The organism is Kitasatospora sp. NPDC088742 (assembly GCF_055584905.1).
This window is the reverse complement of the sequence record NZ_JBVJLD010000024.1, coordinates 58,753-78,654: the sequence shown is the minus strand read 5'-3', so window position 1 is coordinate 78,654 and position 19,902 is coordinate 58,753. Positions and strand designations below refer to the sequence as shown.

General features: G+C 73.8%; 21 protein-coding genes. 12 read left to right on the top strand and 9 right to left on the bottom strand.

Annotated features, from left to right (window positions below; all coding sequences use genetic code 11):
• Positions 1–21 precede the first annotated feature (21 nt).
• The 10 genes from ACZ6ZR_RS20045 to ACZ6ZR_RS20000 are packed head-to-tail and all read left to right on the top strand — an operon-like array spanning position 22 to position 9,259.
• Positions 22–1,254 (top strand): cytochrome P450 family protein, encoded by a 1,233-nt coding sequence (locus tag ACZ6ZR_RS20045; protein ID WP_465644091.1) that lies wholly within the window; start codon positions 22–24, stop codon positions 1,252–1,254.
• Between the two features lie 55 nt (positions 1,255–1,309).
• Positions 1,310–2,359, top strand: coding sequence for a thiamine pyrophosphate-dependent enzyme (locus tag ACZ6ZR_RS20040; protein ID WP_465644089.1), 1,050 nt, complete (start codon positions 1,310–1,312; stop codon positions 2,357–2,359).
• Positions 2,356–3,375: an alpha-ketoacid dehydrogenase subunit beta gene (locus tag ACZ6ZR_RS20035; protein ID WP_465644087.1), complete on the top strand. Its 1,020-nt coding sequence runs from the start codon at positions 2,356–2,358 to the stop codon at positions 3,373–3,375. Before ACZ6ZR_RS20040 ends, ACZ6ZR_RS20035 begins: the two co-directional genes overlap by 4 nt.
• Positions 3,359–4,543 carry a dihydrolipoamide acetyltransferase family protein gene (locus ACZ6ZR_RS20030; protein WP_465644086.1) on the top strand — a complete coding sequence of 395 codons (1,185 nt, stop codon included), beginning with the start codon at positions 3,359–3,361 and terminating at the stop codon, positions 4,541–4,543. The genes ACZ6ZR_RS20035 and ACZ6ZR_RS20030 overlap by 17 nt, the downstream gene beginning before the upstream one ends.
• 22 nt (positions 4,544–4,565) lie before the next feature.
• The gene (locus ACZ6ZR_RS20025) at positions 4,566–5,978 is read left to right on the top strand and encodes a phenylacetate--CoA ligase family protein (RefSeq protein ID WP_465644084.1); all 1,413 of its coding nucleotides are present in this window, start codon (positions 4,566–4,568) and stop codon (positions 5,976–5,978) included.
• Positions 5,975–6,925 (top strand): branched-chain amino acid transaminase, encoded by a 951-nt coding sequence (locus tag ACZ6ZR_RS20020; protein WP_465644083.1) that lies wholly within the window; start codon positions 5,975–5,977, stop codon positions 6,923–6,925. The genes ACZ6ZR_RS20025 and ACZ6ZR_RS20020 overlap by 4 nt, the downstream gene beginning before the upstream one ends.
• A 59-nt stretch (positions 6,926–6,984) precedes the next feature.
• Positions 6,985–7,680, top strand: coding sequence for a type 2 periplasmic-binding domain-containing protein (locus tag ACZ6ZR_RS20015; RefSeq protein ID WP_465644081.1), 696 nt, complete (start codon positions 6,985–6,987; stop codon positions 7,678–7,680).
• Positions 7,681–7,682: 2 nt separating this feature from the next.
• Positions 7,683–8,666 (top strand): ornithine cyclodeaminase family protein, encoded by a 984-nt coding sequence (locus tag ACZ6ZR_RS20010; protein WP_465644079.1) that lies wholly within the window; start codon positions 7,683–7,685, stop codon positions 8,664–8,666.
• Entirely contained in the window at positions 8,663–8,965 is a 303-nt protein-coding gene (locus tag ACZ6ZR_RS20005) for a Dabb family protein (protein ID WP_465644077.1), read from the top strand. Before ACZ6ZR_RS20010 ends, ACZ6ZR_RS20005 begins: the two co-directional genes overlap by 4 nt.
• Positions 8,966–8,968: 3 nt before the next feature.
• Positions 8,969–9,259, top strand: coding sequence for a DUF1330 domain-containing protein (locus ACZ6ZR_RS20000; RefSeq protein ID WP_465644075.1), 291 nt, complete (start codon positions 8,969–8,971; stop codon positions 9,257–9,259).
• A 53-nt stretch (positions 9,260–9,312) separates the two neighbouring features.
• Here ACZ6ZR_RS20000 and ACZ6ZR_RS19995 read toward each other — a convergent pair whose 3' ends face one another.
• The 6 genes from ACZ6ZR_RS19995 to ACZ6ZR_RS19970 all read right to left on the bottom strand — a co-directional run bounded on the left by ACZ6ZR_RS19995 (position 9,313) and on the right by ACZ6ZR_RS19970 (position 14,631).
• Positions 9,313–10,092: an alpha/beta fold hydrolase gene (locus ACZ6ZR_RS19995; RefSeq protein WP_465644073.1), complete on the bottom strand. Its 780-nt coding sequence runs from the start codon at positions 10,090–10,092 to the stop codon at positions 9,313–9,315.
• A 111-nt stretch (positions 10,093–10,203) separates the two neighbouring features.
• Positions 10,204–11,643 carry a cytochrome P450 gene (locus ACZ6ZR_RS19990; protein ID WP_465644071.1) on the bottom strand — a complete coding sequence of 480 codons (1,440 nt, stop codon included), beginning with the start codon at positions 11,641–11,643 and terminating at the stop codon, positions 10,204–10,206.
• Positions 11,644–11,711: 68 nt separating this feature from the next.
• Entirely contained in the window at positions 11,712–12,332 is a 621-nt protein-coding gene (locus ACZ6ZR_RS19985; RefSeq protein WP_465644069.1) for a GTP-binding protein, read from the bottom strand.
• Positions 12,313–12,672 carry a DUF742 domain-containing protein gene (locus tag ACZ6ZR_RS19980; RefSeq protein ID WP_465644068.1) on the bottom strand — a complete coding sequence of 120 codons (360 nt, stop codon included), beginning with the start codon at positions 12,670–12,672 and terminating at the stop codon, positions 12,313–12,315. Before ACZ6ZR_RS19980 ends, ACZ6ZR_RS19985 begins: the two co-directional genes overlap by 20 nt.
• A 67-nt stretch (positions 12,673–12,739) precedes the next feature.
• Positions 12,740–13,144, bottom strand: a complete 405-nt coding sequence (locus ACZ6ZR_RS19975; RefSeq protein ID WP_465644066.1) for a roadblock/LC7 domain-containing protein — start codon at positions 13,142–13,144, stop codon at positions 12,740–12,742.
• Positions 13,144–14,631 carry an ATP-binding protein gene (locus tag ACZ6ZR_RS19970; protein ID WP_465644065.1) on the bottom strand — a complete coding sequence of 496 codons (1,488 nt, stop codon included), beginning with the start codon at positions 14,629–14,631 and terminating at the stop codon, positions 13,144–13,146. Before ACZ6ZR_RS19970 ends, ACZ6ZR_RS19975 begins: the two co-directional genes overlap by 1 nt.
• Positions 14,632–14,906: 275 nt before the next feature.
• Between ACZ6ZR_RS19970 and ACZ6ZR_RS19965 the strand changes: the two genes are divergently transcribed.
• Together ACZ6ZR_RS19965 and ACZ6ZR_RS19960 are read left to right on the top strand one after the other, a co-directional pair.
• Complete coding sequence (locus tag ACZ6ZR_RS19965; RefSeq protein ID WP_465644063.1) at positions 14,907–15,944, top strand: C40 family peptidase; 1,038 nt, start codon at positions 14,907–14,909, stop codon at positions 15,942–15,944.
• A 114-nt stretch (positions 15,945–16,058) separates the two neighbouring features.
• Positions 16,059–16,241, top strand: coding sequence for a hypothetical protein (locus ACZ6ZR_RS19960; protein ID WP_465644061.1), 183 nt, complete (start codon positions 16,059–16,061; stop codon positions 16,239–16,241).
• 7 nt (positions 16,242–16,248) lie between these two features.
• Here the strand turns inward: ACZ6ZR_RS19960 and ACZ6ZR_RS19955 are convergent, their stop codons facing one another.
• The 3 genes from ACZ6ZR_RS19955 to ACZ6ZR_RS19945 form a co-directional block, all read right to left on the bottom strand.
• Positions 16,249–17,511 (bottom strand): hypothetical protein, encoded by a 1,263-nt coding sequence (locus tag ACZ6ZR_RS19955; protein WP_465644060.1) that lies wholly within the window; start codon positions 17,509–17,511, stop codon positions 16,249–16,251.
• Complete coding sequence (locus ACZ6ZR_RS19950) at positions 17,504–19,045, bottom strand: alkaline phosphatase D family protein (protein ID WP_465644058.1); 1,542 nt, start codon at positions 19,043–19,045, stop codon at positions 17,504–17,506. The genes ACZ6ZR_RS19955 and ACZ6ZR_RS19950 overlap by 8 nt, the downstream gene beginning before the upstream one ends.
• A gap of 106 nt (positions 19,046–19,151) precedes the next feature.
• On the bottom strand, positions 19,152–19,889 hold the full coding sequence (locus tag ACZ6ZR_RS19945; RefSeq protein WP_465644057.1) for a VOC family protein: 738 nt from the start codon (positions 19,887–19,889) through the stop codon (positions 19,152–19,154).
• Positions 19,890–19,902 lie beyond the last annotated feature (13 nt).

Genomic DNA, 19,902 nt, shown 5'->3' with positions numbered 1-19,902 from the left:
GCTCCGCGAAGGAGGGTTCGAATGTCTGTGGACACCGGCGAACTCGGACCGCTGATTCTCGACGATGGATTCTTCCAGGATCCCTACCCCGTCTACGAGCGACTGCGCGAGGCCGGTGGAGCCAGGGAGGCGCGGCTGCCGAACGGGCAGAAGGTGTGGATCGTGGCGGGCCACCAGGAGGCCCGGGCGGCCCTCAGCGACCCGCGGCTGAGCAAGCGGCTGACCGCCGCCGAGCACCTCTTCGAGCGCCACTTCGCCGATCCGGCGAAGCGCTGGAAGTACGACAACTCCGTCGTCGAGCACATGCTCAACAGCGACCCGCCGGACCACACCCGGCTGCGCAAGCTGGTCGGGAAGGCGTTCACCACCCGCCGGGTCGCCGCGCTCAGGCCGCGCATCGAGGAAATCGGCGCGGAACTGATCGAACGGATGGCGGAGAAGGAGACCGTCGACCTGATCGACGAATTCGCCTTCCCGCTGCCGACCACGGTGATCTGCGAACTGCTCGGAATTCCGGAGCCGGACCGCGACGATTTCCGTTCCTGGTCGCACACCATCGTCTCGGTGGCGAGCGCCACCGATCCGCAGAAGGTCCAGCAGGACTCGGCGGCGATGGCGGCCTACCTCGGCAAGCTGCTCGCCGCCAAACGGGCCGAACCGGCGGACGACATGCTCACCGCGCTGGTCCAGGCCACCGACGAGGAGGACCAGCTCACCGAGGTCGAGCTGGTCTCGATGGCCTTCCTGCTCCTGGTGGCGGGCCACGAGACCACCGTCAACCTGATCAGCAACGGTGTGCTCTCGCTGCTCCGGCATCCGGAGCAGCGCGCCCTGCTGCGGCGCGACCCGGGCCTGGTCGCGGGGGCGGTGGAGGAGCTGCTGCGCTACGAGGGGCCGGTCAACCTCACCACCCTGCGCTTCACCACGGAGCCGCTGACGCTCGGTCAGGTGACCATCCCCGAGGGCGAGTTCGTGATCGTGGGGCTCAGCTCCGCCAACCGGGACCCGGAGCAGTTCGAGGAGCCGGACCGGCTGGACGTCACCCGCAACGCCGGCGGGCACCTCGCCTTCGGCCACGGCATCCACTACTGCGTGGGCGCGCCGCTGGCCCGGCTGGAGGCCGAGGTGGCGTTCCGCCAACTGGTCACCCGCTTCCCCGACATGGCGCTGGACGGCGGCTTCGACGAGCTGGTGTGGCGGCACAGCACCCTGGTGCGCGGCCTGGAGGCCCTGCCGGTCCGTCTGCGGCCGTGACCGCTGCGCGCACGACCACCGCGCACGTCCGATCCGATTCAGAAGGGGGCCGAGGATGACCGTGGCGACCACCGCGGACGCGCCCGGGGCACCGGCCGATCAGCACGTGGACGACCGGCTCGCACTGCGGCTGTACCGCGAGCTGGTGGCGGGCCGGCGCTTCAACGAACAGGCCAACGCGCTGGCCCGGCAGGGGTCCCTGCTGGTCTACCCGTCCACCACCGGCCAGGAGGCCTGCCAGATCGGGGCCGCGCTGGCCCTGGACGGGCGGGACTGGCTGTTCCCCACCTACCGCGACATCCTCGCGGTGACCGTCCGGGGCGTCGACCCGGGCGAGGCGCTCACCCTGATGCGCGGCGACTGGCACAGCGGCCACGACCCGCTGGCCACCCGGGTGGCGCCGCTGTGCACCCCGCTGGCCACCCACTGCGCGCACGCCGTCGGCCTGGCGCACGCGGCCCGGCTGGCGGGCGACCGGGTCGCCGCGCTCGCCCTGCTCGGCGACGGTGCCACCAGCGAGGGCGACTTCCACGAGGCCCTCACCCTCGCCGGGGTGCTCCGCGCCCCGGTGGTGTTCCTGGTGCAGAACAACGGCTACGCCATCTCCGTCCCGCTCGCCCGGCAGTGCGCGGCCGCGGCCCTGGCCGACAAGGGCCCGGGCTACGGCGTCGAGTCCGTCCAGGTGGACGGCAACGACGTGTTCGCCGTGCACACCGTGCTCACCGAGGCGCTGGCCTCGGCCCGGGACGGCGGCGGCCCCGTCCTGGTCGAGGCGCTCACCTACCGGCTGGACGGCCACACCACCACCGACGACCCGCAGCGCTACCGGGACCGGGCAGAGGTCGAACTGGCCCGCCTGCGCGACCCCTTGGTGCTGGCCGAGCGCCGCCTGCGCGAGCGCGGGCTGCTGGACGACGGCTCCGTGCTGGCCGCCCGGGAGGACGCCGACCGCCGGATGCGCGAGCTGCGCCCCCGGATGGCGCGGGCGGCCGACCACGGCCCGGCCGAGCTGTTCCGCCACGTGTACGCCGAGCCGCCCGCCCACCTGCTCCGGCAGGCGGCCGGGTTTACCGGCTGCCCCCGGCCCGAGGACCGTGTCCGATGACCACCACGACCATGGCGCAGGCCCTCAACGCGGCCCTCGGCGACGCCCTCGCCGAGGACCCGGCGGTCCACCTGCTCGGCGAGGACGTCGGCCGGCTCGGCGGAGTCTTCCGGATCACCTCCGGGCTGGCCGAGCGCTTCGGCGAGGACCGCTGCGCGGACATGCCGGCCGCCGAGGCGGGCTTCCTGGGCGCCGCCGTCGGCATGGCGATGTACGGGCTGCGGCCCGTGGTGGAGCTGCAGTTCGACGCCTTCGCCTACCCGGCCTTCGAGCAACTCGCCAGCCACGTCGCCAAGATGCGCAACCGCACCCGGGGCCGGCTGCCGATGCCGCTGACCGTCCGGATCCCCTACGGCGGCGGCATCGGCGCGGTGGAGCACCACAGCGACGCCTCCGAGGCGCTCTACCTGAACGTCCCCGGGCTGCAGGTGGTGACCCCCGGCACCGTCGAGGACGCCTACCACCTGCTGCGCCGCTCCATCGAGTCCCCGGACCCGGTGGTCTTCCTGGAGCCCAAGCGGAGCTACTGGACCAAGGCCGACTGGTCGCCCGAGGACCCCGGGACGGCCCCGCCGATCGGCCGCGCGGTGGTCCGCCGGCCCGGCACCGACGCGGTGCTGATCACCTGGGGCGCCTGCCTGCCGGTCTGCCTGGAGGCGGCCGAGACCGCCCGGAGCCGGTACGGCCTGGAGCTCGCCGTGGTCGACCTGCGCAGCCTGGTGCCGTTCGACGAGGAGACCGTCTGCCGGGCCGTCAGCTCGGCGGGGCGGGCCGTCGTGGTGCACGAGGCGAGCGGCTTCGGCGGCCCCGGCGCGGAGATCGCGGCCCGGGTCACCCAGGAGTGCTTCTCCTACCTGGAGGCCCCGGTGCTGCGCGTCACCGGCCTCGACGTCCCGTACCCGCCGCCCCGGCTGGAGTCGTACCACCTGCCCGGTCCGGAGCGGATCCTGGCGGCGGTCACCGAACTCCGCTGGGCCCCGGACCAGGAAGGGGTGACCGGTGGTCACCGTGCATGAGTTCCTCCTCCCCGACCTGGGCGAGGGCCTGACGGAGGCCCAGGTGCTGCGCTGGCTGGTCGCGGTCGGCGACACCGTCGCGGTCGACCAGCCGGTGGCGGAGGTCGAGACGGCCAAGGCCGTGGTCGAACTGCCCTGCCCCGTCGAGGGGTTGGTCACCGAGCTGCACGCCGCCGCCGGTGCGGTGCTGCCGGTCGGGCAGCCGCTGCTGACGGTCCGTCCGCAGGAGGAGGCCCCGGTCTGGGGCCCCGCCGGCGCGGGCCCGGTCCCCCGGGCCGCCGCCGCACCGGCAGCACCGGCAGCAGCACCCGCCGTACCCGTCGCCGTGGTGTCGCCGGTGGTCCGCAAGACCGCCCGGGAGCACGGCATCGACCTCGCCGCCCTGCGCGGCACCGGCCCGGACGGCCGGATCGAACGCGCCGACGTCGAGCGGGCCGTCGCCGAACTGAGCGCCACCGCCGCGCGCCCGGCACCGCCGGCCGACGACGGCGACCAGGTCGTCCCGGTGAACCGGGCGGCCGCCCGCAAATACCTGCGCGGCCGCGCCGAGACCCCGCACGCCTCCTGCTGGGTGGAGGCGGACGCCACCGACCTCACCGGGCTGCGGCGCGAACTCGCCGACTCCACCGGCCTCCCGATGCCGATGACCGCACTGCTGGCCAGGATCTGCGTGACCGCCCTCACCCGGCACCCGGCGCTCAACGCGACGGTGGACGGCGAGGCCGGGCTGATCACCCGCCGGCGCTCGGTCGGCCTGGGCATCGCCGTCCAGGGCCGCTCCGGCCTGCTGGTGCCCGTGCTGCACCGGGCCGAGCGGAGCTCGCTGGCCGAGCTGGCCGCCGGCACCACCCGCCTGGTGCGGGCTGCGGCCGAGGGCGGCCTCGGCGCGGCCGACCTGACCGGCGGCACCTTCACCCTCAACAACTACGGGCCGCTCGCCGTGGACGGCGCCGACCCGATCCTCAACCACCCGCAGGCCGCGATGCTGGGCGTCGCCCGGATCGTGGAGCGGCCCTGGGCCCACCGCGGCACCCTCGCCCTGCGCAGGACCGTCCGACTGGCCGTCACCTTCGACCACCGGGTCTGCGACGGCGTCGAGGCCGCCGCCTTCCTCCACCGGGTCGCCGGCCTGGTGGAACGGCCCCTGCTGCTGCTCACCGACTGCTGACCGACCGCTGGAGGACGACGGCATGTTCACCCTCTTCGACGACGGCCTCGACGCGTTCGCCCGCCGGACGGTGGCCGACCACCGCACCTTCGCGGCCGGCGACTGGAGCGACCGCCGCCTGACCCGCCACCAGGACGAGGCGCTGCACCGCACGCTGCACTACGTCGCCGGCCGCTCGCCGTTCTACACCCGCCACCTGCCACCCCCGCCGGACGGCCCGCCCACCCGGGCGGAACTGGCCCGGCTCCCCTTCACCACCAAGGACGACCTGCGCCGCCACGGCTTCGACCTGCTCTCCCGGCCGGTCTCCGAGTCCTGGATCTTCTACGAGACCACCGGGACGACCGGCAGCGCGACCCCGTGCCCCCGCGACAACGTCGACAGCCTGGTCAACAACACCGCCCTGACGGTCTGTTACGACGAGGTGTTCCGCGCGCACGGGGACGACCACGTGGTCGCGGTGCTCGGGCCCACCGAACTGCACTCCACCGGCGACACCTTCGGGGACGTCTGCCGCAACCTCGGCCGCGCGGTGGTCAAGATGTGGCCGCACTCCCCCGTGGTCGGGTTCCCGCGCGCCCTCCAGGTGCTGCGCGAGCTGCGGGTCACGGCGCTGTTCTGCACCCCGGGCATGGCCCTGTCGCTGGCCAAGGAGGCGGCGCTGGCCGGCCTGGTCCCGTCCCGCGACTTCGGGGTCCGGCTGCTGATGCTGACCGGGGAGCTGACCACGCCCGGGCTGCTGCGCCGGATCGGCGACCTGTGGGGCGGCACCGCCCTCAACTGCCTGTACGCCTCCCAGGAGGCCTCGGTGCTCGGCGCGGTGCACGCCGACGGCCGGCTGCGCACCGTCCCGCTGAACGTCCTCTACGAGCTGGTCGACCCGGTGACCGGGCGCCCGGTGCCCGAGGCCGCCGGGCCGCGCGAGGGCGAACTGGTCGTCACCCACCTCTACCAGGGCAGCAAGCCGCTGGTGCGCTACCGCACCGGCGACCTGGTCCGGCTGCTGCCGCCCGCGCCCGGCGGCCGCTACCCCTCGCCGGTGCTGCTGCCGCTCGGACGGGTGCGCGACCGGATCGAGCTCGCGGGCGAACTGGTCAGCGCCTACGAGCTCGAGGAGGCGGTCCTGGAGCACGCGGCCGGCTGCGTCGACTACTCGCTGGCCATCGACACCTCGGACGGTCTCGACACGCTGACCGTCACGCTCGAACCGGCCGCCGGAGCCCGGCTGGACGAGGCGGTCGCCGACCGCGTCCGCCGGGCCGTGCAGGACCGCTGGGCCTGCCGGGCCCGGGTCGTCCAGGACCGGCTCGGCGCCATCACCGGCACCGGCGCGATGGTCAGTTGGAAGGCCGCGCGGCTGCACGACCGACGCCGGGCCGCGGACGGCGAACGCCGCGCCGCACTCGCCATCGCCGAACGCAGGGAGTCCCGATGAGCACCCCCCACCCCCAGGACCGGATCGTCTACCACGACGGCGCCTTCCACCGCGAGGACGACGTCCGACTACCCGTCAGCACCCAGGCCCTGCACTACGGCACCGGTGTCTTCGAGGGCATCCGGGCCTACTGGAGCGCCGAACACGACCGGCTCTGGCTGCTCCGGGCCGAGGACCACTACCGCCGGCTGGCCGACTCGGCCCGGCTGCTGCGGATCGACCTCGGCCACGAGGTCGGCGAACTGGTCGAGATCTCGGCCGAGTTGCTCCGCCGCTACGGCCACCGGGGCGACGTCTACCTCCGCCCGCTCGCGAGCAAGCGGGCCCTGGAGCCCGGCACCCGCTTCGGCGTCCGGCTGCGCGGGGTCAGCAGCGGCCTGACCATCCAGGCCCTGCCGATGGGCGACTACCTGCCGGCCCGCGGCCTGCGCTGCGCGGTCACCTCCTGGCGGCGGATCCCGGACAGCTCGCTGCCCTCCCGGGCCAAGGTGACCGGAGGGTACGTCAACAACGCGCTGGCGATGGACGAGGCGGCCTCCGGCGGCTTCGACGACGTGATCTTCCTCAACCAGCGCGGGGACGTCGCCGAGGCCTCGACGGCCAACCTCTTCCTGGTCCGGGACGGCCGCGCCGTCACCCCCGGCGCCGACGCGGACATCCTGCCCGGCATCACCCGGGCCGCCGTCCTGGAGCTGCTGCCCGCCGAGTTCGGCGTGCCGGTGGAGGAGCGCACGGTCTCCCGCGCCGAGCTCTACACCGCCGACGAGGTCTTCCTGGTGGGCACCGGCTGCCAGATCGCCCCGGTGACCGAGATCGACGGGCACACCGTCGGCCGCGGCGTGCCGGGCACCGTCACCGAGAAGCTCCGCGCCTGCTACGACCGGCTGGTGCGCGGCGCGGAGCCGCGCTACCGGCCGTGGCTGACCTCGGTCCGCCTCGACGGCTGACCGGGCCCCACGATGCTCCCGACTCCCGTTCTCCCCGGCATGGATGGACCGGAACCACGATGACCACCTACCAGTACCGGCCCCCGGCCGCCAGCGGACGGTTCGGCCCGCCGGTGGTGGACCTCGCCCTGGCCACGCTGGCGCGCGGCCCCGTCACCGTCTCCACGCTGGGCCCCAGCGGCACCAGCAGCGAGGCCGCCGCCGGCTTCCTGCTGGCCCGCCTGCTGACCGAGGCCGGCCGGCGCCCGCGCCCGCCCCGGATCGAGCTGCGCGACAGCTACGAGGAGGCGCACCACCTGGTGCTCAAGGAGGAGGCCGACCTGCTCCTGGTCGCCAACGCCTACGCCCGGATCTCCACCTTCTACATGGACCCCAGGCTCCGGCTGGCGGGCGCCTTCGTGCTGGACACCCCGCTGTACGGCCTCGCCGCCCGGCCGGGCCGCTCGCCGCACGGCGCCGTCACGGTGGCCACCCACCCGGCCCCCGAGCCGCTGATCGAGGAACTGATGCCGGCCGGCTCCTGGGCCGAGGAGGTGGTGTTCGCCGCCTCCACCAGCCAGGCCGCCGCGATGGCCGACCGCGCCGAGGTGGACCTCGCGCTGACCACCGAACTCGCCGCCGAGGGCGCCGGCCTGGCGTTCGTCTCCCGCACCCGGGCGATCCGGATGCTCTGGTCGGTGTTCGCGACCGTGCCGGCCCGCCGGGACCGGACCGCCGGGGCGGACCGCCCGTCCCCGGCCCGCAGAGGAGGATGACCATGCGCTGCCTGGATCACGACCTGGTCGAGCGGCTGCTGCCGATGGACCGGGCGGTCACCGCCCTGCGGGAGGCGCTGCGCGCGCACGCGCGCGGCCTGGTGACCCAGCCGGTCCGCACCGTGCTGCGCCCGGACGGGGCCGGCGCCGCGATGGCCGCGATGCCCTGTCACCTGGCGGGCGGCGAGGGCGGGTTCAGCGTCAAGACGGTCCTGCACGTGCCGGGCAACGCCGCCCGGGGCCGGCCCACCGTCACCGGCGTCCTGCTGCTGTTCGACCCGGGGACCGGCGCCTGCGTCGGCCTGCTGGACAGCGCGGCGGTCACCGCCGTGCGCACCGCGGCGGTCTCGGCGGTCGCCACCGACCTGCTGGCCCGTCAGGACGCGGGCGACCTGGCCCTGTTGGGCTCCGGCACCCAGGCCCGCAGCCACCTGCGCGCCATGGCCGAGGTGCGCAAGCTGCGCCGTGTCCGGGTCTGGAGCCGCGACCCCGGTCACGCCGAGTCCTTCCGCGTCTGGGCGGCGGACCGGCTGGCGCAGGAGGTGGAGGTCGCCGACCGGGTGGAATCCGCCGTGGACGGCGCCGACCTGGTCTGCACGGTCACCTCCGCGCGCGAACCCCTGCTCGGGCCCGGCCTGCTGGCTCCCGGGGCCCATGTCAACGCCGTCGGCTCCTCCTTCCCCGACCACCGCGAGCTCGCGGGCGCCGTGGTCCGGGACGCCTCGGTCTTCGTGGACAGCCGCGAGGCGGCCTGGGCCGAGGCGGGCGACCTGGTGCTGGCCCGGGGCGAGGGCCTGATCGGCGCCGACCACGTGCGGGGCGAGCTCGGCGAGCTGCTGCTCGGCGGCCCGCCCGGCCGGACGGACCCGCTGGAGCGGACGGTGTTCAAGTCGGTCGGCACCGCCGTCCAGGACCTGGCGGCCGGCTTCACCGCGCTGCGTGCCGCCACCGAGGCCGGCCTGGGGACGGAGCTGGTGCTGTCGTGATCCGCCACGTGGTGCTGTTCCGCTTCCGCGACGGCCTGGACTGGTCGGACCCGCGTGCGGCCGAGGCCGAGGCGGCCACCGCCGCCCACCCCGCGCACATCCCGGAGATCCTCGGCTGGGAGCACGGCCGCAACCTCAACTCCCGTGCGGCGGGCTACGACTTCGCCCTGATCGGCACCTTCGCCGACCTCGACGCGATCGGCCGCTACCTCGACCACCCCGACCACCGGGAGGGCGTCGAGCGCTGGCGCTCCATCGCCACCTGGGTGGTCGCGGACTTCCCCCTCCCGGAGGAGTGACCGATGGCCGCCTACGTGCTCGTCAACGTCCGCAGCTCCGACGGCTCCGCGGAGATGGCGCGCTACTCCGGGACCTTCCCCGCCACACTGGCCGAGTACGGCGGACGCTTCGTCGTCCGGGGCGGCGGCCTGGAGGTGCGGGAGGGCTCCTGGGACGGGACCTGGCTGGTGCTCATCGAGTTCCCGAGCGCCGAGCTGGCCCGCGGCTGGTACGACTCCGCCGCCTACCGGGAGGCCGCGGTCCTGCGGAAGGGCCACGCCGACCTCGACCTGCTGATCGTGGACGGCGTCTGAGCCACCGTCAGGGGCGCCCCGGTCCCGGGGCGCCCCTGACGGCTCTGGTCGGGTCAGGTCAGGTCGACGAAGCCCTCGAAGTGCTCGGCGATCAGCAGCACCAGCCCGTCCGGGTCCTCCCGGTGCGGATCGTGCCCGGTCCGCATCTTCGCGCAGGTGACCAGCTCGGACTCCGCGTCGATCAGGCGCAGCTGCTCCTTGAGCCAGGCGAACCCGGCCGCCCAGGCCTGCCCCGCGGGCTCGTTGAACAGCATCGCGTACTCGCCGCCCAGGTCACCGCTGACCACCAGCAGCGGGGCCTTGACGGCCCGGTAGGTGGCGAACAGGTCGAGGGCGTCGATCGCCCGCATGATCTCCCGCAGTCCGGGGTCCATGCCCTTCGCCATGTCCTCCAGCTCCTCGGCCAGGTGCCCGTAGGCCCAGTCGGCCGTCACCCCGTCCATGCCGAGCATCTGCTCCGGGCCGGTCGGGTTGCCGTGCCCGTCGAGGTTGACCGCCAACGTGCACTCCGGGTGCCCGGTGGCCCAGACCGCCGCCACCATCCCGCCCAGCGAGTGCCCGATCAGGACCGGCCGGGTGAGGCCGAGCGCCTCCACCACCTCGGTGACGTCGTCCGCCACCGCCTCCCAGGACCAGGGCGCCGAACCCGAGTCGCCGTGGCTGCGCAGGTCCATGGTGACCGGACGTAAGCCCTGCTCCACCAGCACCTTGGCGAACGGGTCCCAGTCGCCCCCGGACCGTCCGCCGCCGTGGATCAGCAGCACGTCCTGCCCGCTGCCGCCGTAGTCCCGCACCGCGATCGGGAGTTCGCCCACCTTCGAGGTAGTGACCATGCCATCCATCTCTGTCTCGTACGTCCTCGGAGGCCCCAACGCCTCCTGGAAGCACCGTACTTCAGGTCGCGTCGGAACGAATCCGGTTTACCGGCCGCCCCAACTGCCCGTTCAGCGCCGGAAGACGTCGACCAGGGCGCTCCACCAGCTGCGCCGCGGCCCGGGGACGGCCGCCGCCCGCGGTGCCGGGACGGTGGGCGGGACCACCGGCGGGGCGGGCGGGAGCGGCGGTGCGGTCATCGGCGCGGTCATCGGCACCGTGGCGGTGACGGTGGCCTCCCTCGGAGCCCCGGCCTTGGGGGTGAAGTGCACCGGGAGCTCCACCAGGTGCCGGGAGAGCCAGGCCGAGGTCCAGCTCAACTCCTCCTCCTCGATCGAGAGTTGGATGTCGGGAAGCCGGGCCAGCAGCAGGTCGATGCCGGTCTCCGCGATGGCCCGGCCGATGTCCTGGCCAGGGCACTCGTGCGGGCCGCCGCCGAAGGCCAGGTGGGCCCGGTTGCCGTGCAGCGGCTTCGACAGGTCGGGGCGGACGGCCGGGTCGACGTTGCCGGCCGCGAGGCCGAGCAGCAGCATGTCGCCGGACTTGATCTGCTGCCCGCCGAGCTCGGTGTCGCCGGTGGCCCAGCGCCCCGCCACCAGCGACATCGGCGCGGAGTCCCAGAGCACCTGGTCCAGCGCGTCGGGCAGGGTCATGTGGCCGCCGGAGAGGTGGGCGCGGAAGCGGCGGTCGGTGAGCACCATCTTCAGGGTGTCCGCGATCAGGTTGACCGTCGACTCGTTCGCGGCGAGCAGCACCACCCGCAGGTGCTCCAGCACCTCGTCGTCGGTGAGCCCCGCCTCGTGCTGCATCAGCCAGGACACCAGGTCGGCGCCGGGCGCCACCCGCTTGCGCTCCATCGTGCGGCGCAGGGTGGCCACCACGTAGTCGTTGCTGGCGATCGCCGTCTCGGTGCCCTTCATCAAGTCCCGTGCGGCCTCGACCAGTCGGGGGCCGAACTCCTCGGGCATGCCGACCACGTGGGTCATCACCAGCATCGGCAGGTGCTCGGCGAACTGCGAGATCAGCTCGGCCCGCCCGGTCGGCCCGAAGTCCTCGATCAGCTGGTCGGCGAAGCGGGTGACGTAGCGTCGGATGCCGCGCCGGTCGAAGCGGTTGAGGCCGTCGGTGACGGCGCCGCGCAGGCGGCGGTGCTCGGGACCGTCGGCGAAGACGCAGAGCGGCTGCCAGGCGATCACCGGCATCAGCGGGGAGTCCTGGGTGACCAGACCCTCCTGGAAGGCCGTCCAGCGGCGGGAGTCCCGGGAGAAGCGGGAGGGCGTGCGCATCGCGGTGAGGTTGGCCGAGTGGCCGAGGATCAGCCAGGCGGGCAGGTCGCCGTGGAGCAGCACCGGCGCCACCTCGCCGTGCTCCGCCCGCAGCTTCTCGTACAGGCCCGCCGGGTCCGCCTCCGCCTCCGGCCCGTACAGCCGCCGGAGTCCCTCCGCGCCCAGCCCGTGGGCGGGACAGCCGGGCGGAGGGGTGGACGGCGCGTCGTCGTACGGGTTGGTCACGGCAACTCCGGGTTCTCATGGGGGGATTGGCTTCGGGGTGGGCTCGGGGCGGTGGGCTCGGGGCGGGGTCAGCGCACCGGAGCGGCCGAGCGGTCGTACAGGTAGCGCATCAGGGCCATCAGCACGTCGCGGCTCGAACTGCGGCTCCGGGCATCGCAGTTGACGATCGGCACCTCGGGGGGAAGGTCGAGGGCGGCGCGCAGGTCCTCGACCGGGTGGGTCGGCGACTCGGGGAAGGTGTTGGCCGCGACCACGAAGGGCACGCCGCTGTCCTCCAGCCGCCCGATCACGTCGAAGCTGACCTCCAGCCGGCGGGTGTCCACCAGGACCACCGCACCCAGGGCGCCGTCGAACAGGCCGTTCCAGAGGAACCAGAACCGCTCCTGGCCGGGGGTGCCGAAGACGTAGAGCACCAGCTCCTCGCTGATGCTGATCCGGCCGAAGTCCATCGCCACCGTGGTGGAGGTCTTGCGCTCGATGCCCTCGGTGTCGTCGACGCCCGCGCCCGCCTGGGTCATCGTCTCCTCGGTGGTCAGCGGACGGATCTCGCTCACCGAACCGACCAGCGTGGTCTTGCCGACGCCGAACCCGCCCACGATCACCACCTTGACCGCCGTGGCGGCCGAGGCGGGCAGCAGCTCGTCGCCGCGCGGCCCGGGGAGCACCGCGTCAGAGTCTCTGAAGTCCATTGATCACCGCTTCCAACAGGGCGATGTCGGGAAGGATCGCCTTCGGTACTCCGGCCCGGGCCTCGATCCGCCGTTGGGCGAGGAGGTCCGCCAGCAGCACGGTGACCACGCTCACCGGCAGCCTCAGATGGGCAGAGATCTCGGCCACCGAGAGCGGCGTGGCGCAGATCCGCAGGATCGCCGCGTGCTCCGGCTGCATGGTCGGCGTCGGCTCGGAGCGGGCCACGACCAGGGTGACCAGGTCGAACACGGCCCGGTCGGCCGCCCCGCTCCGGCCCCGGGTGATCACGTACAGGCGCTCGGGCCGGCCCACGTCCCAGTCCTGTCCGCCTGTGTTCATCCGTCGTCCGCGCCGCACCCGTCCACCGTCCCTCGACCCGCCGGACCACCGTCCGCGGTACGCCCGTTCACACGACCTGCTCGGCGCGGCGCGGCGGGGTGCTGAGGTGCTCGCCGATCCTGGCGACCAGGTCCCGCATCCGCTGCCCCATCAGCCCGGAGTCCACGCCCTCGTCGGCCAGCACCGCGAGGTAGGCCCGGGCCCCGGCCGCCATCAGGTAGAAGAAGCCGCCGCCCATCTCGATCACCACCAGCCGCATCCGGCGGTCCCCGTGCGGGAACTCGTGCCCGACCGCCGCGGCCAGGCTCTGCAGTCCGGCGCAGGCGGCGGCCAGCCGGTCGGCGGCGTCGGTGCCGGCGCCGTACTGGGCCATCCGCAGCCCGTCCGCGGAGAGCACCACGATGTGGCGGGCGTGCGGCACACCGTCCGCCAGGTCCTTGAGCATCCAGTCCATGTTGGTCGGTTGCTGCATCACTGCTCGCCCTTCCTGGCCGGCTCTTCACTGGTGCGGTCGTCCGCCGTCCCGGCGGACGGCGCCTGGCCGTTCACCCCTTCGTGGAACGCGGCCAGCCAGACGCCGGGCTGCACCGGGACGGGGTCCGGCGGCGGGACGGGCGCGCTCCGCCTGGACGGCGCGGCGTGCCGGCGGCGCTGCGGCAGCCCGGTCGGGGTCTGCTCGCCCACCGTCCACGGCACCGCCTCCGCGATGACCGGCGCCGGGGCCGTCTGCACCGGGGTCATCTGCACCGGCGCGGGAGCCGGGATCGCCTGCGCGTCCGAGGTGACCCCGATGCCGTGCGCCCGGCCGGTGGCCCGCGCCGTGGTGATCAGTTCCTGAGGGACGATCAGCACCGCGCGCACGCCGCCGTACGCGGACGGCCGCAGCGAGACCTGGAAGCCGTACGCCTGCGCGAGCCGCCCGACCACCGCGAGCCCCAGCCGGGGCGTCTCGCCGAGGTCGTTCAGGTCGATGCCCTCCTGCGCGTCGCGGAGCATCCGCTCGGCCCGGGCCCGGCCCTCCTCGCTGAGGCTGAGGCCGCCGTCCTCGATCTCGATCGCGATGCCGGTCTGCACCTCGACCGCCGTCAGGTGCACGTTGGTCTGCGGCGGCGAGTAGCGGGTCGCGTTGTCCAGCAGCTCCGCCAGCGCGTGGATCAGAGGTTCGGCGGCGGGGCCGACCACGGCCACCTCGGAGACCGGGTGCAGCTCCACCCGCTGGTAGTCGAGGATCCGCGAGATGCCACCGCGCAGCACGCTGTACAGCGGCACCGCCCGGCTCCACTGGCGGCCGGGGCGGGCCCCGCCGAGCACCGCGATGGAGTCCGCCAGGCGGCCCACCAACGCGTTCCCGTGGTCCAGCCGCAGCAGGTCCTCGAAGACCGCCGGGTCGTTGCCGTGCCGGTCCTCCATCTCCCGCAGGTCCTGGGCCTGCCGGTGCACGATCGCCTGCACCCGGCGCGCGATGTTCACGAACGCGCGCTGCGCGGACTCACGCAGACCCTCCTCCGCGTCCACCGCCTCCAGCACGGTACGCAGCACCGCCTGCCGGGCCGCCCTGAACTCGGGCCCGGCGCCGCCGTCGTGGACCTCGTAGGCCTTGAGCACGTCCTCGGTGAACTCGCCGCGCTGGAGCCGCGCGACCGTCTCCGGCAGGGTCACCCGGGCCAGTCGGACGGTCTCCGCCTCCTGCCGGCGCAGCCGTCCGAGCAGCTCGGCCTCCTGCCGGGCGTGCCGCTCCCGAAGATCGGTCAACTGCCGCCCACGGCGCACCACTTGGGCCGCCAGCAGGGCCACCCCCGCCGTGCCCACCAGTCCGCACCAGACCACCGCGGCCCGGGCCCCGGCTCCGGTCAGCACCGTGGCGGCCACCGCGACGGCCGGGGTCGCCACCACCGGCAGCAGCCACCCGAGGACCGCGGGGGACCACCGGCTTGCGGGCGACGGTCCAGCACGAAGCATCAGCGTCCTCGATGGGTCGAAGGGGTACGGACGGAGCGCCGTTCACTCCGCCCCGGGTGCAGGCACCAGCCTTCCGCCGCCCGACCCCGCTCACACCCCACTCCGGCCCGGTTTCCCCCGTGTGAGCGACCATCCCGAGGAACCGCCCCGCGCCGCGGACCCACCGTGCTAGTGCCGGGCCCGGCACTAGGCCCCCGCCTTTCCCAATCCGCAACTAAACTACTAAGGTCCCTAGGAGTGATTGCCCGCCCGCCAGCCGACCGAGGAGCCCGACCGTGGGAAAGCGCCGCAAGCCGAGTCCGCCGAGCCGAGCCCGGCTCGCCGTCCTGACCACCGCGGCAGCCGGCACCGCCGTCCTGGCCTCCTCCTCGACCACCGCCTACGCGGCGCCCAAGCCCGACCTCGCGACCGTCAAGAAGCAGGTCGACGCGCTCTACGAGGAGGCCGAGGCCTCCATCGAACGGTTCAACGGGGCGGAGGAGCGGGCCAGGAAGCTCCAGACCGAGGCCAACCAGCTGCAGACCCAACTCGCCGAGGGCCAGGAGAAGTTGAATACCGTTCAGGGCCAGCTCGGCGCCCTGGCCGCGGCCCAGTACCGCAACGGCGGCGTCGACCCCTCGCTCCAGCTGATGCTCAGCTCCGACCCGGACAACTACCTCCGCCAGGCCTCCGCCCGCGACCAGGAGGCCGACACCCAGCTCGCCCTGCTGCGCCAGGCCCAGAAGCAGCAGCAGCGGCTGGACCAGCAGCGCGCCGAGACCGCCGCCACGCTCGCCGCCCTGGACGCCAACCACAAGGCGCTGGCCGAGGAGAAGAGCAAGGTCCAGACGAAGCTGGCCGAGGCCAAGAAGCTCCTCGACAACCTCACCGCCGCCGAACGCGCCCAGGTCGACGTCGACGAGGCCGGCCGCGCCTCCCGCGGCGCCGCCGACCGCACCGACCTCCCCCAGGTCCCCGCGAGCGGCCGGGCCGCCGCCGTCCTCAAGTTCGCCCAGGCCCAGCTCGGCAAGCCCTACATCTGGGGCGCCGAGGGCCCGGCCGGCTTCGACTGCTCCGGCCTCACCCTGCGCGCCTGGGAGCAGGCCGGCGTCCGGCTCCCCCGGGTCTCCCAGGACCAGTGGAACGCCGGCGCCCGCATCTCCCGCGCCAACCTCCAGCCCGGCGACCTGGTGTTCTTCTACTCCGACCTGCACCACGTGGGCATCTACATCGGCAACAACAAGATGATCCACGCCCCCCGCACCGGCAAGAACGTCACCGTCCTCGACCTCCAGTACATGCCCGACTACATGGGCGCCGTCCGGCCCGGCTAGTACGCTGGAGGTCCTGGGCGCACGCGGTGCCGGGGGCCGAGGGAGACGGCGGTGGGGGCACTCGCCGGAAGCACCACAGCCGGGCGTCGCCCGCTCGTGGACGGTAGGCCCGCCATGCCGACGATCATCTTCTCCGCCGTCAGGCCCAAGAGCCTGCTGTGCCCCCGCTGCCACGCCGCCGTCGAAGCCGAGTACCTGGACACCGCACCCGACTTCGACGGCATCAGACGCTACGTGTGGGGCCCCGGCCCGTGCCGCAACCCCCAGTGCTCCCTCTCCCTGAGGTCACCCCGCTGACCGGACCTCACCAGTCGGAGTTGCTCGCACCGAGGCCGAGCAGGACCTGGTCGAAGGTGTTGCCGTCGTTGTCGTCGGTGTACGACATCGCCAGCGTGCCGAACGGCGAGGAGGCCACCGTCAGTTGCTCCTGCCGGCCGGCTGTCAGCTGACTGACGGACTGGGCCGGCAGCCGCCCGGCGAAGGTGCCGTCGGAGTTGAGGCCCCGGGCCCACACCGCCGGATCGGTGCCGCCGACGCTCCAGCCGACCACCACCTCGCGCTGGTCGTCGATCCCCACCGCGGGCTGCCCGGCCCCGGCCCCTGCCGAGACCTCGACCTCGGCCGGGCCCGCGGTGCCGTTCGCGGTGAACGACCGGGCCCAGACGCCCCGGGTGCCGGTGTGGTCGGACTCCCAGGCCACCGCGAAGTCGCCGTTGAAGTCGGCCGCCACCGCCGGGCGTTGCTGCTGCCCGCCACCCAGGCTGTTGGCGCTTCGGCGGGTCAGGGTCACGGCCCCGTTCGCCCTGGCCAGCTTCACCAGGCCGATCTGGTAGTAGCCGTTGCCGTCGGTGTCCTCGTCCCAGACCACCACGGCCTCGCCCGAGGCGGAGGTCGCCACGTCGGGGTTGTGGTGCGCGCCGCCGGCCGCGTTGACCGTCACCTCGTAGGCCTTGGTCGTGGCCCCGGTGTACCCGGCCGCCTTCACCGTCGCCGGCGAGCTGCCCTGGACGTCCTCCCAGACCACCGAGAACGCGACCGCCGTCGTGCTCCCCGGCGCACCGTCCGGGTCGACCGCCACCCGGGGGTGGACCTGCTGGCCTTCCGCGCTCGCGTTTACCCGGCCGGAGCCGAGCACCGCACCCGCCGGGGAGAGCACCCGATAGACGATGTTGTAGAGCCCGTTGCCGTCCGGGTCCTCCGCCCAGACCACCACCGCGTTCCCCCGGTCGTCGAGCCCCACGTCCGGCTGGAGGTGCCGCCAGGCGGTGCCCGCCGTCCCGCCGGCCGAGAGCTTCTGCTCGTAGGCCGAGACGCCGTTGCGGTACATCCGCACCCACACGTCGCTGTGCGCGTCGTCCCCCGGGTTCGCCGAGTCGCGGTCGTCCTCCCAGACCACCGCGGTGTCGCCGAGGCGGTCGGCCGCGATCGAGGAGGAGTCCTGGTCGCCGGCGGAGTCGCTGTTCGCGGTCGCCCAGGACGAGGGCCCCGCCGCCGAGGCCGGAACGGCCAGGGCCAGGACGGCGGTGAGGGCGGCGCAGCCCGCGCCGAGAACGGAGAGCTTACGCATCGGCCAACCCCGGCTGTCCGTCGTGGATGATGAAGGTCCGGGCGGTGGTCGCCGCCGCGCCGTGCTCGGTCACCGTCGCCACCGACCGGAAGTCGGCGGTCAGTTGGGACGGCGTGATGTGCGTGCGGACGTAGCCGCGCCGGTTGGAGTAGAACCGCAGGTGCGGGTTGTACGCCCCGTTCGGGATCGCGGTGGTGGCGCTGCCGTCGCCGCCGCTGGTGATCGAGGTGCAGACCAGCTCGGAGCCGATGGTCGCCGAGTCCGGGTTGGCGTAGTCGGCCTTGAGGTCGTTGCCCCAGGAGGCGTGCACGTCACCGGTGAGCACCACCGGGTTGCGCACGCCCCGGTCGAGGATGCCCTGCTGGATCCGCGCCCGGCTCGCCCGGTAGCCGTCCCAGGCGTCCATGTTCATCGCACCGGCGGAGTTCACGTTGCGGGCGAAGAAGACCTGCTGGCCGATCAGGTCCCAGGTGCCCAGCCGCTGGCCCAGCCCGTCGAGCAGCCACTGCTCCTGCGCCGAGCCGGTGATCGAACGGTTCGTCAGGTCGGCGTCGGCACAGACCTTCGTCCCGTCGCCGCAGGCCTGGTCGTCGCGGAACTGCCGGGTGTCGAGCATGTGGAAGGTCGCCAGGGTGCCCCAGCGGACCCGGCGGTACAGCTGGATGCTGTTCCCGTTGGGCGTCGCGGCGGCCCGCAGCGGCATGTTCTCGAAGTAGGCCTGGTAGGCCGCGGTGCGCCGAGCCGTCCACTGAGCGGCCGTCAGCACCGGGCTGCTGTCGGCCCGGACCATGTTCGCGTAGTTGTTCTCCACCTCGTGGTCGTCCGGCACCACCAGCCACGGCGCGATCGCGTGCGCGGCCTGGAGGTCCGGGTCGGTGCGGTAGAGCGCGTAGCGGCGGCGGTAGTCGGCCAGCGAGACGATCTCGCTGCCGAGGTGCTGGCGGACCCCGCCGGTGCCGGCGCCGCCCTCGTAGATGTAGTCGCCCAGGTGCAGGATCAGGTCGGGGCGGTCGTCGGCCATCCGCCGGTAGGCGGTGTAGTAGCCGCTCTCGTAGTGCGAGCAGGAGGCGAACGCCATCGTGAAGTCCCGCCCGACGGTGCCGAGCGCCGGCGCGGTGCGGGTCCGGCCAACCGGCGAGATGAACCCCTGCGCCCGGAACCGGTAGTAGTACTCCGCGTCCGGCGCGAGCCCGCCCGCCAGCACGTGCACCGCGTGCGCCTGCGCGTACCGGGCGGTCACCGTCCCGGAGGCGACCAGGGAGGTGAAGTTCTGACTGACCGACACCTGCCAGTCGACTGCCACGTCGGCGTTGGGCATCCCGCCCTGGCCGTCCGCGTTGGTCGGCGAGGGCGCCAGACGCGTCCAGAGCACCACGCTGCTGTCGTCCGGTTCCCCGGAGGCGACACCGAGCGTGAACGGAAAGGGAGTCGAAGTGGCGGCCGACGGCTGAGCCGTCGCCCCGAGCTGGAACGCGGCGGCGCCCGCGGTGGTGAGCCCGCCAAGGATGAAGATGCGGCGACTGAGGTTGCTCATGACCGTGCATGCTCACGCACCCGGGTGAACTCCCGCCCCTCTCCGGAAGACACCCAAGTGACGTACCAACGGCATGAGTTGACGCCACCTCACCCCTGGCCGGGGGCTAACGGGGGCTGAGCAGGCAGAACTCGTTCCCCTCCGGGTCGGTCAGGATCCGCCACGAGATCCCGGCCTGGTCCACCCCCGGGTCACCGGCCCCCAGCGCGCGCAGCCTGGCCTCCTCGACCGCCGGGTCGTCACCCCGGTAGGGGCCGAGGTCCAGGTGCACCCGGTTCCACCCGCTCTTGGCGTCCGGGGTGCGGATGAACTCCAGGTACGGGCCGACGCCGTGGGCGGAACGCAGGGACGCGAACCCGTCGGCGACCTCGTGCACCGTCCAGTCCATCGCCTCGCCCCAGAACCGGGCCATCGCCCGCGGGTCGGCGCAGTCGACCACCACCGCGGCGACCGGCCCGGTGTCCCGGTAGACCTCCCGGGGCTCCAGCACGCAGAACTCGTTCCCCTCCGGATCGGCCATGACCGTCCAGGGGACGTCCCCCTGCCCCAGGTCGGCGCGCGTCGCCCCGAGGGCCTCCAGCCGTGCGACCAGCTCCGCCTGATGGTCCGTCGAGGTGGTGGCCAGGTCCAGGTGCACCCGGTTCTTCGCCGTCTTGGGCTCCGGGCTGGCGATGAGGTCGATGCAGACGGCGGCGGGGTCGGGATACGAGAAGCCGACCGGTTCGAGGTTGGTCACCCCGGGGCCCTCGCTCTCGACGCCCCACCCGAGTGCCGCCGCCCAGAACCTGCCGAGCGCGGCGTCGTCCCGGGCCTTCATGTTGATCTGCACAAGTCGTGTTGCCATGCCGCAGATCCTA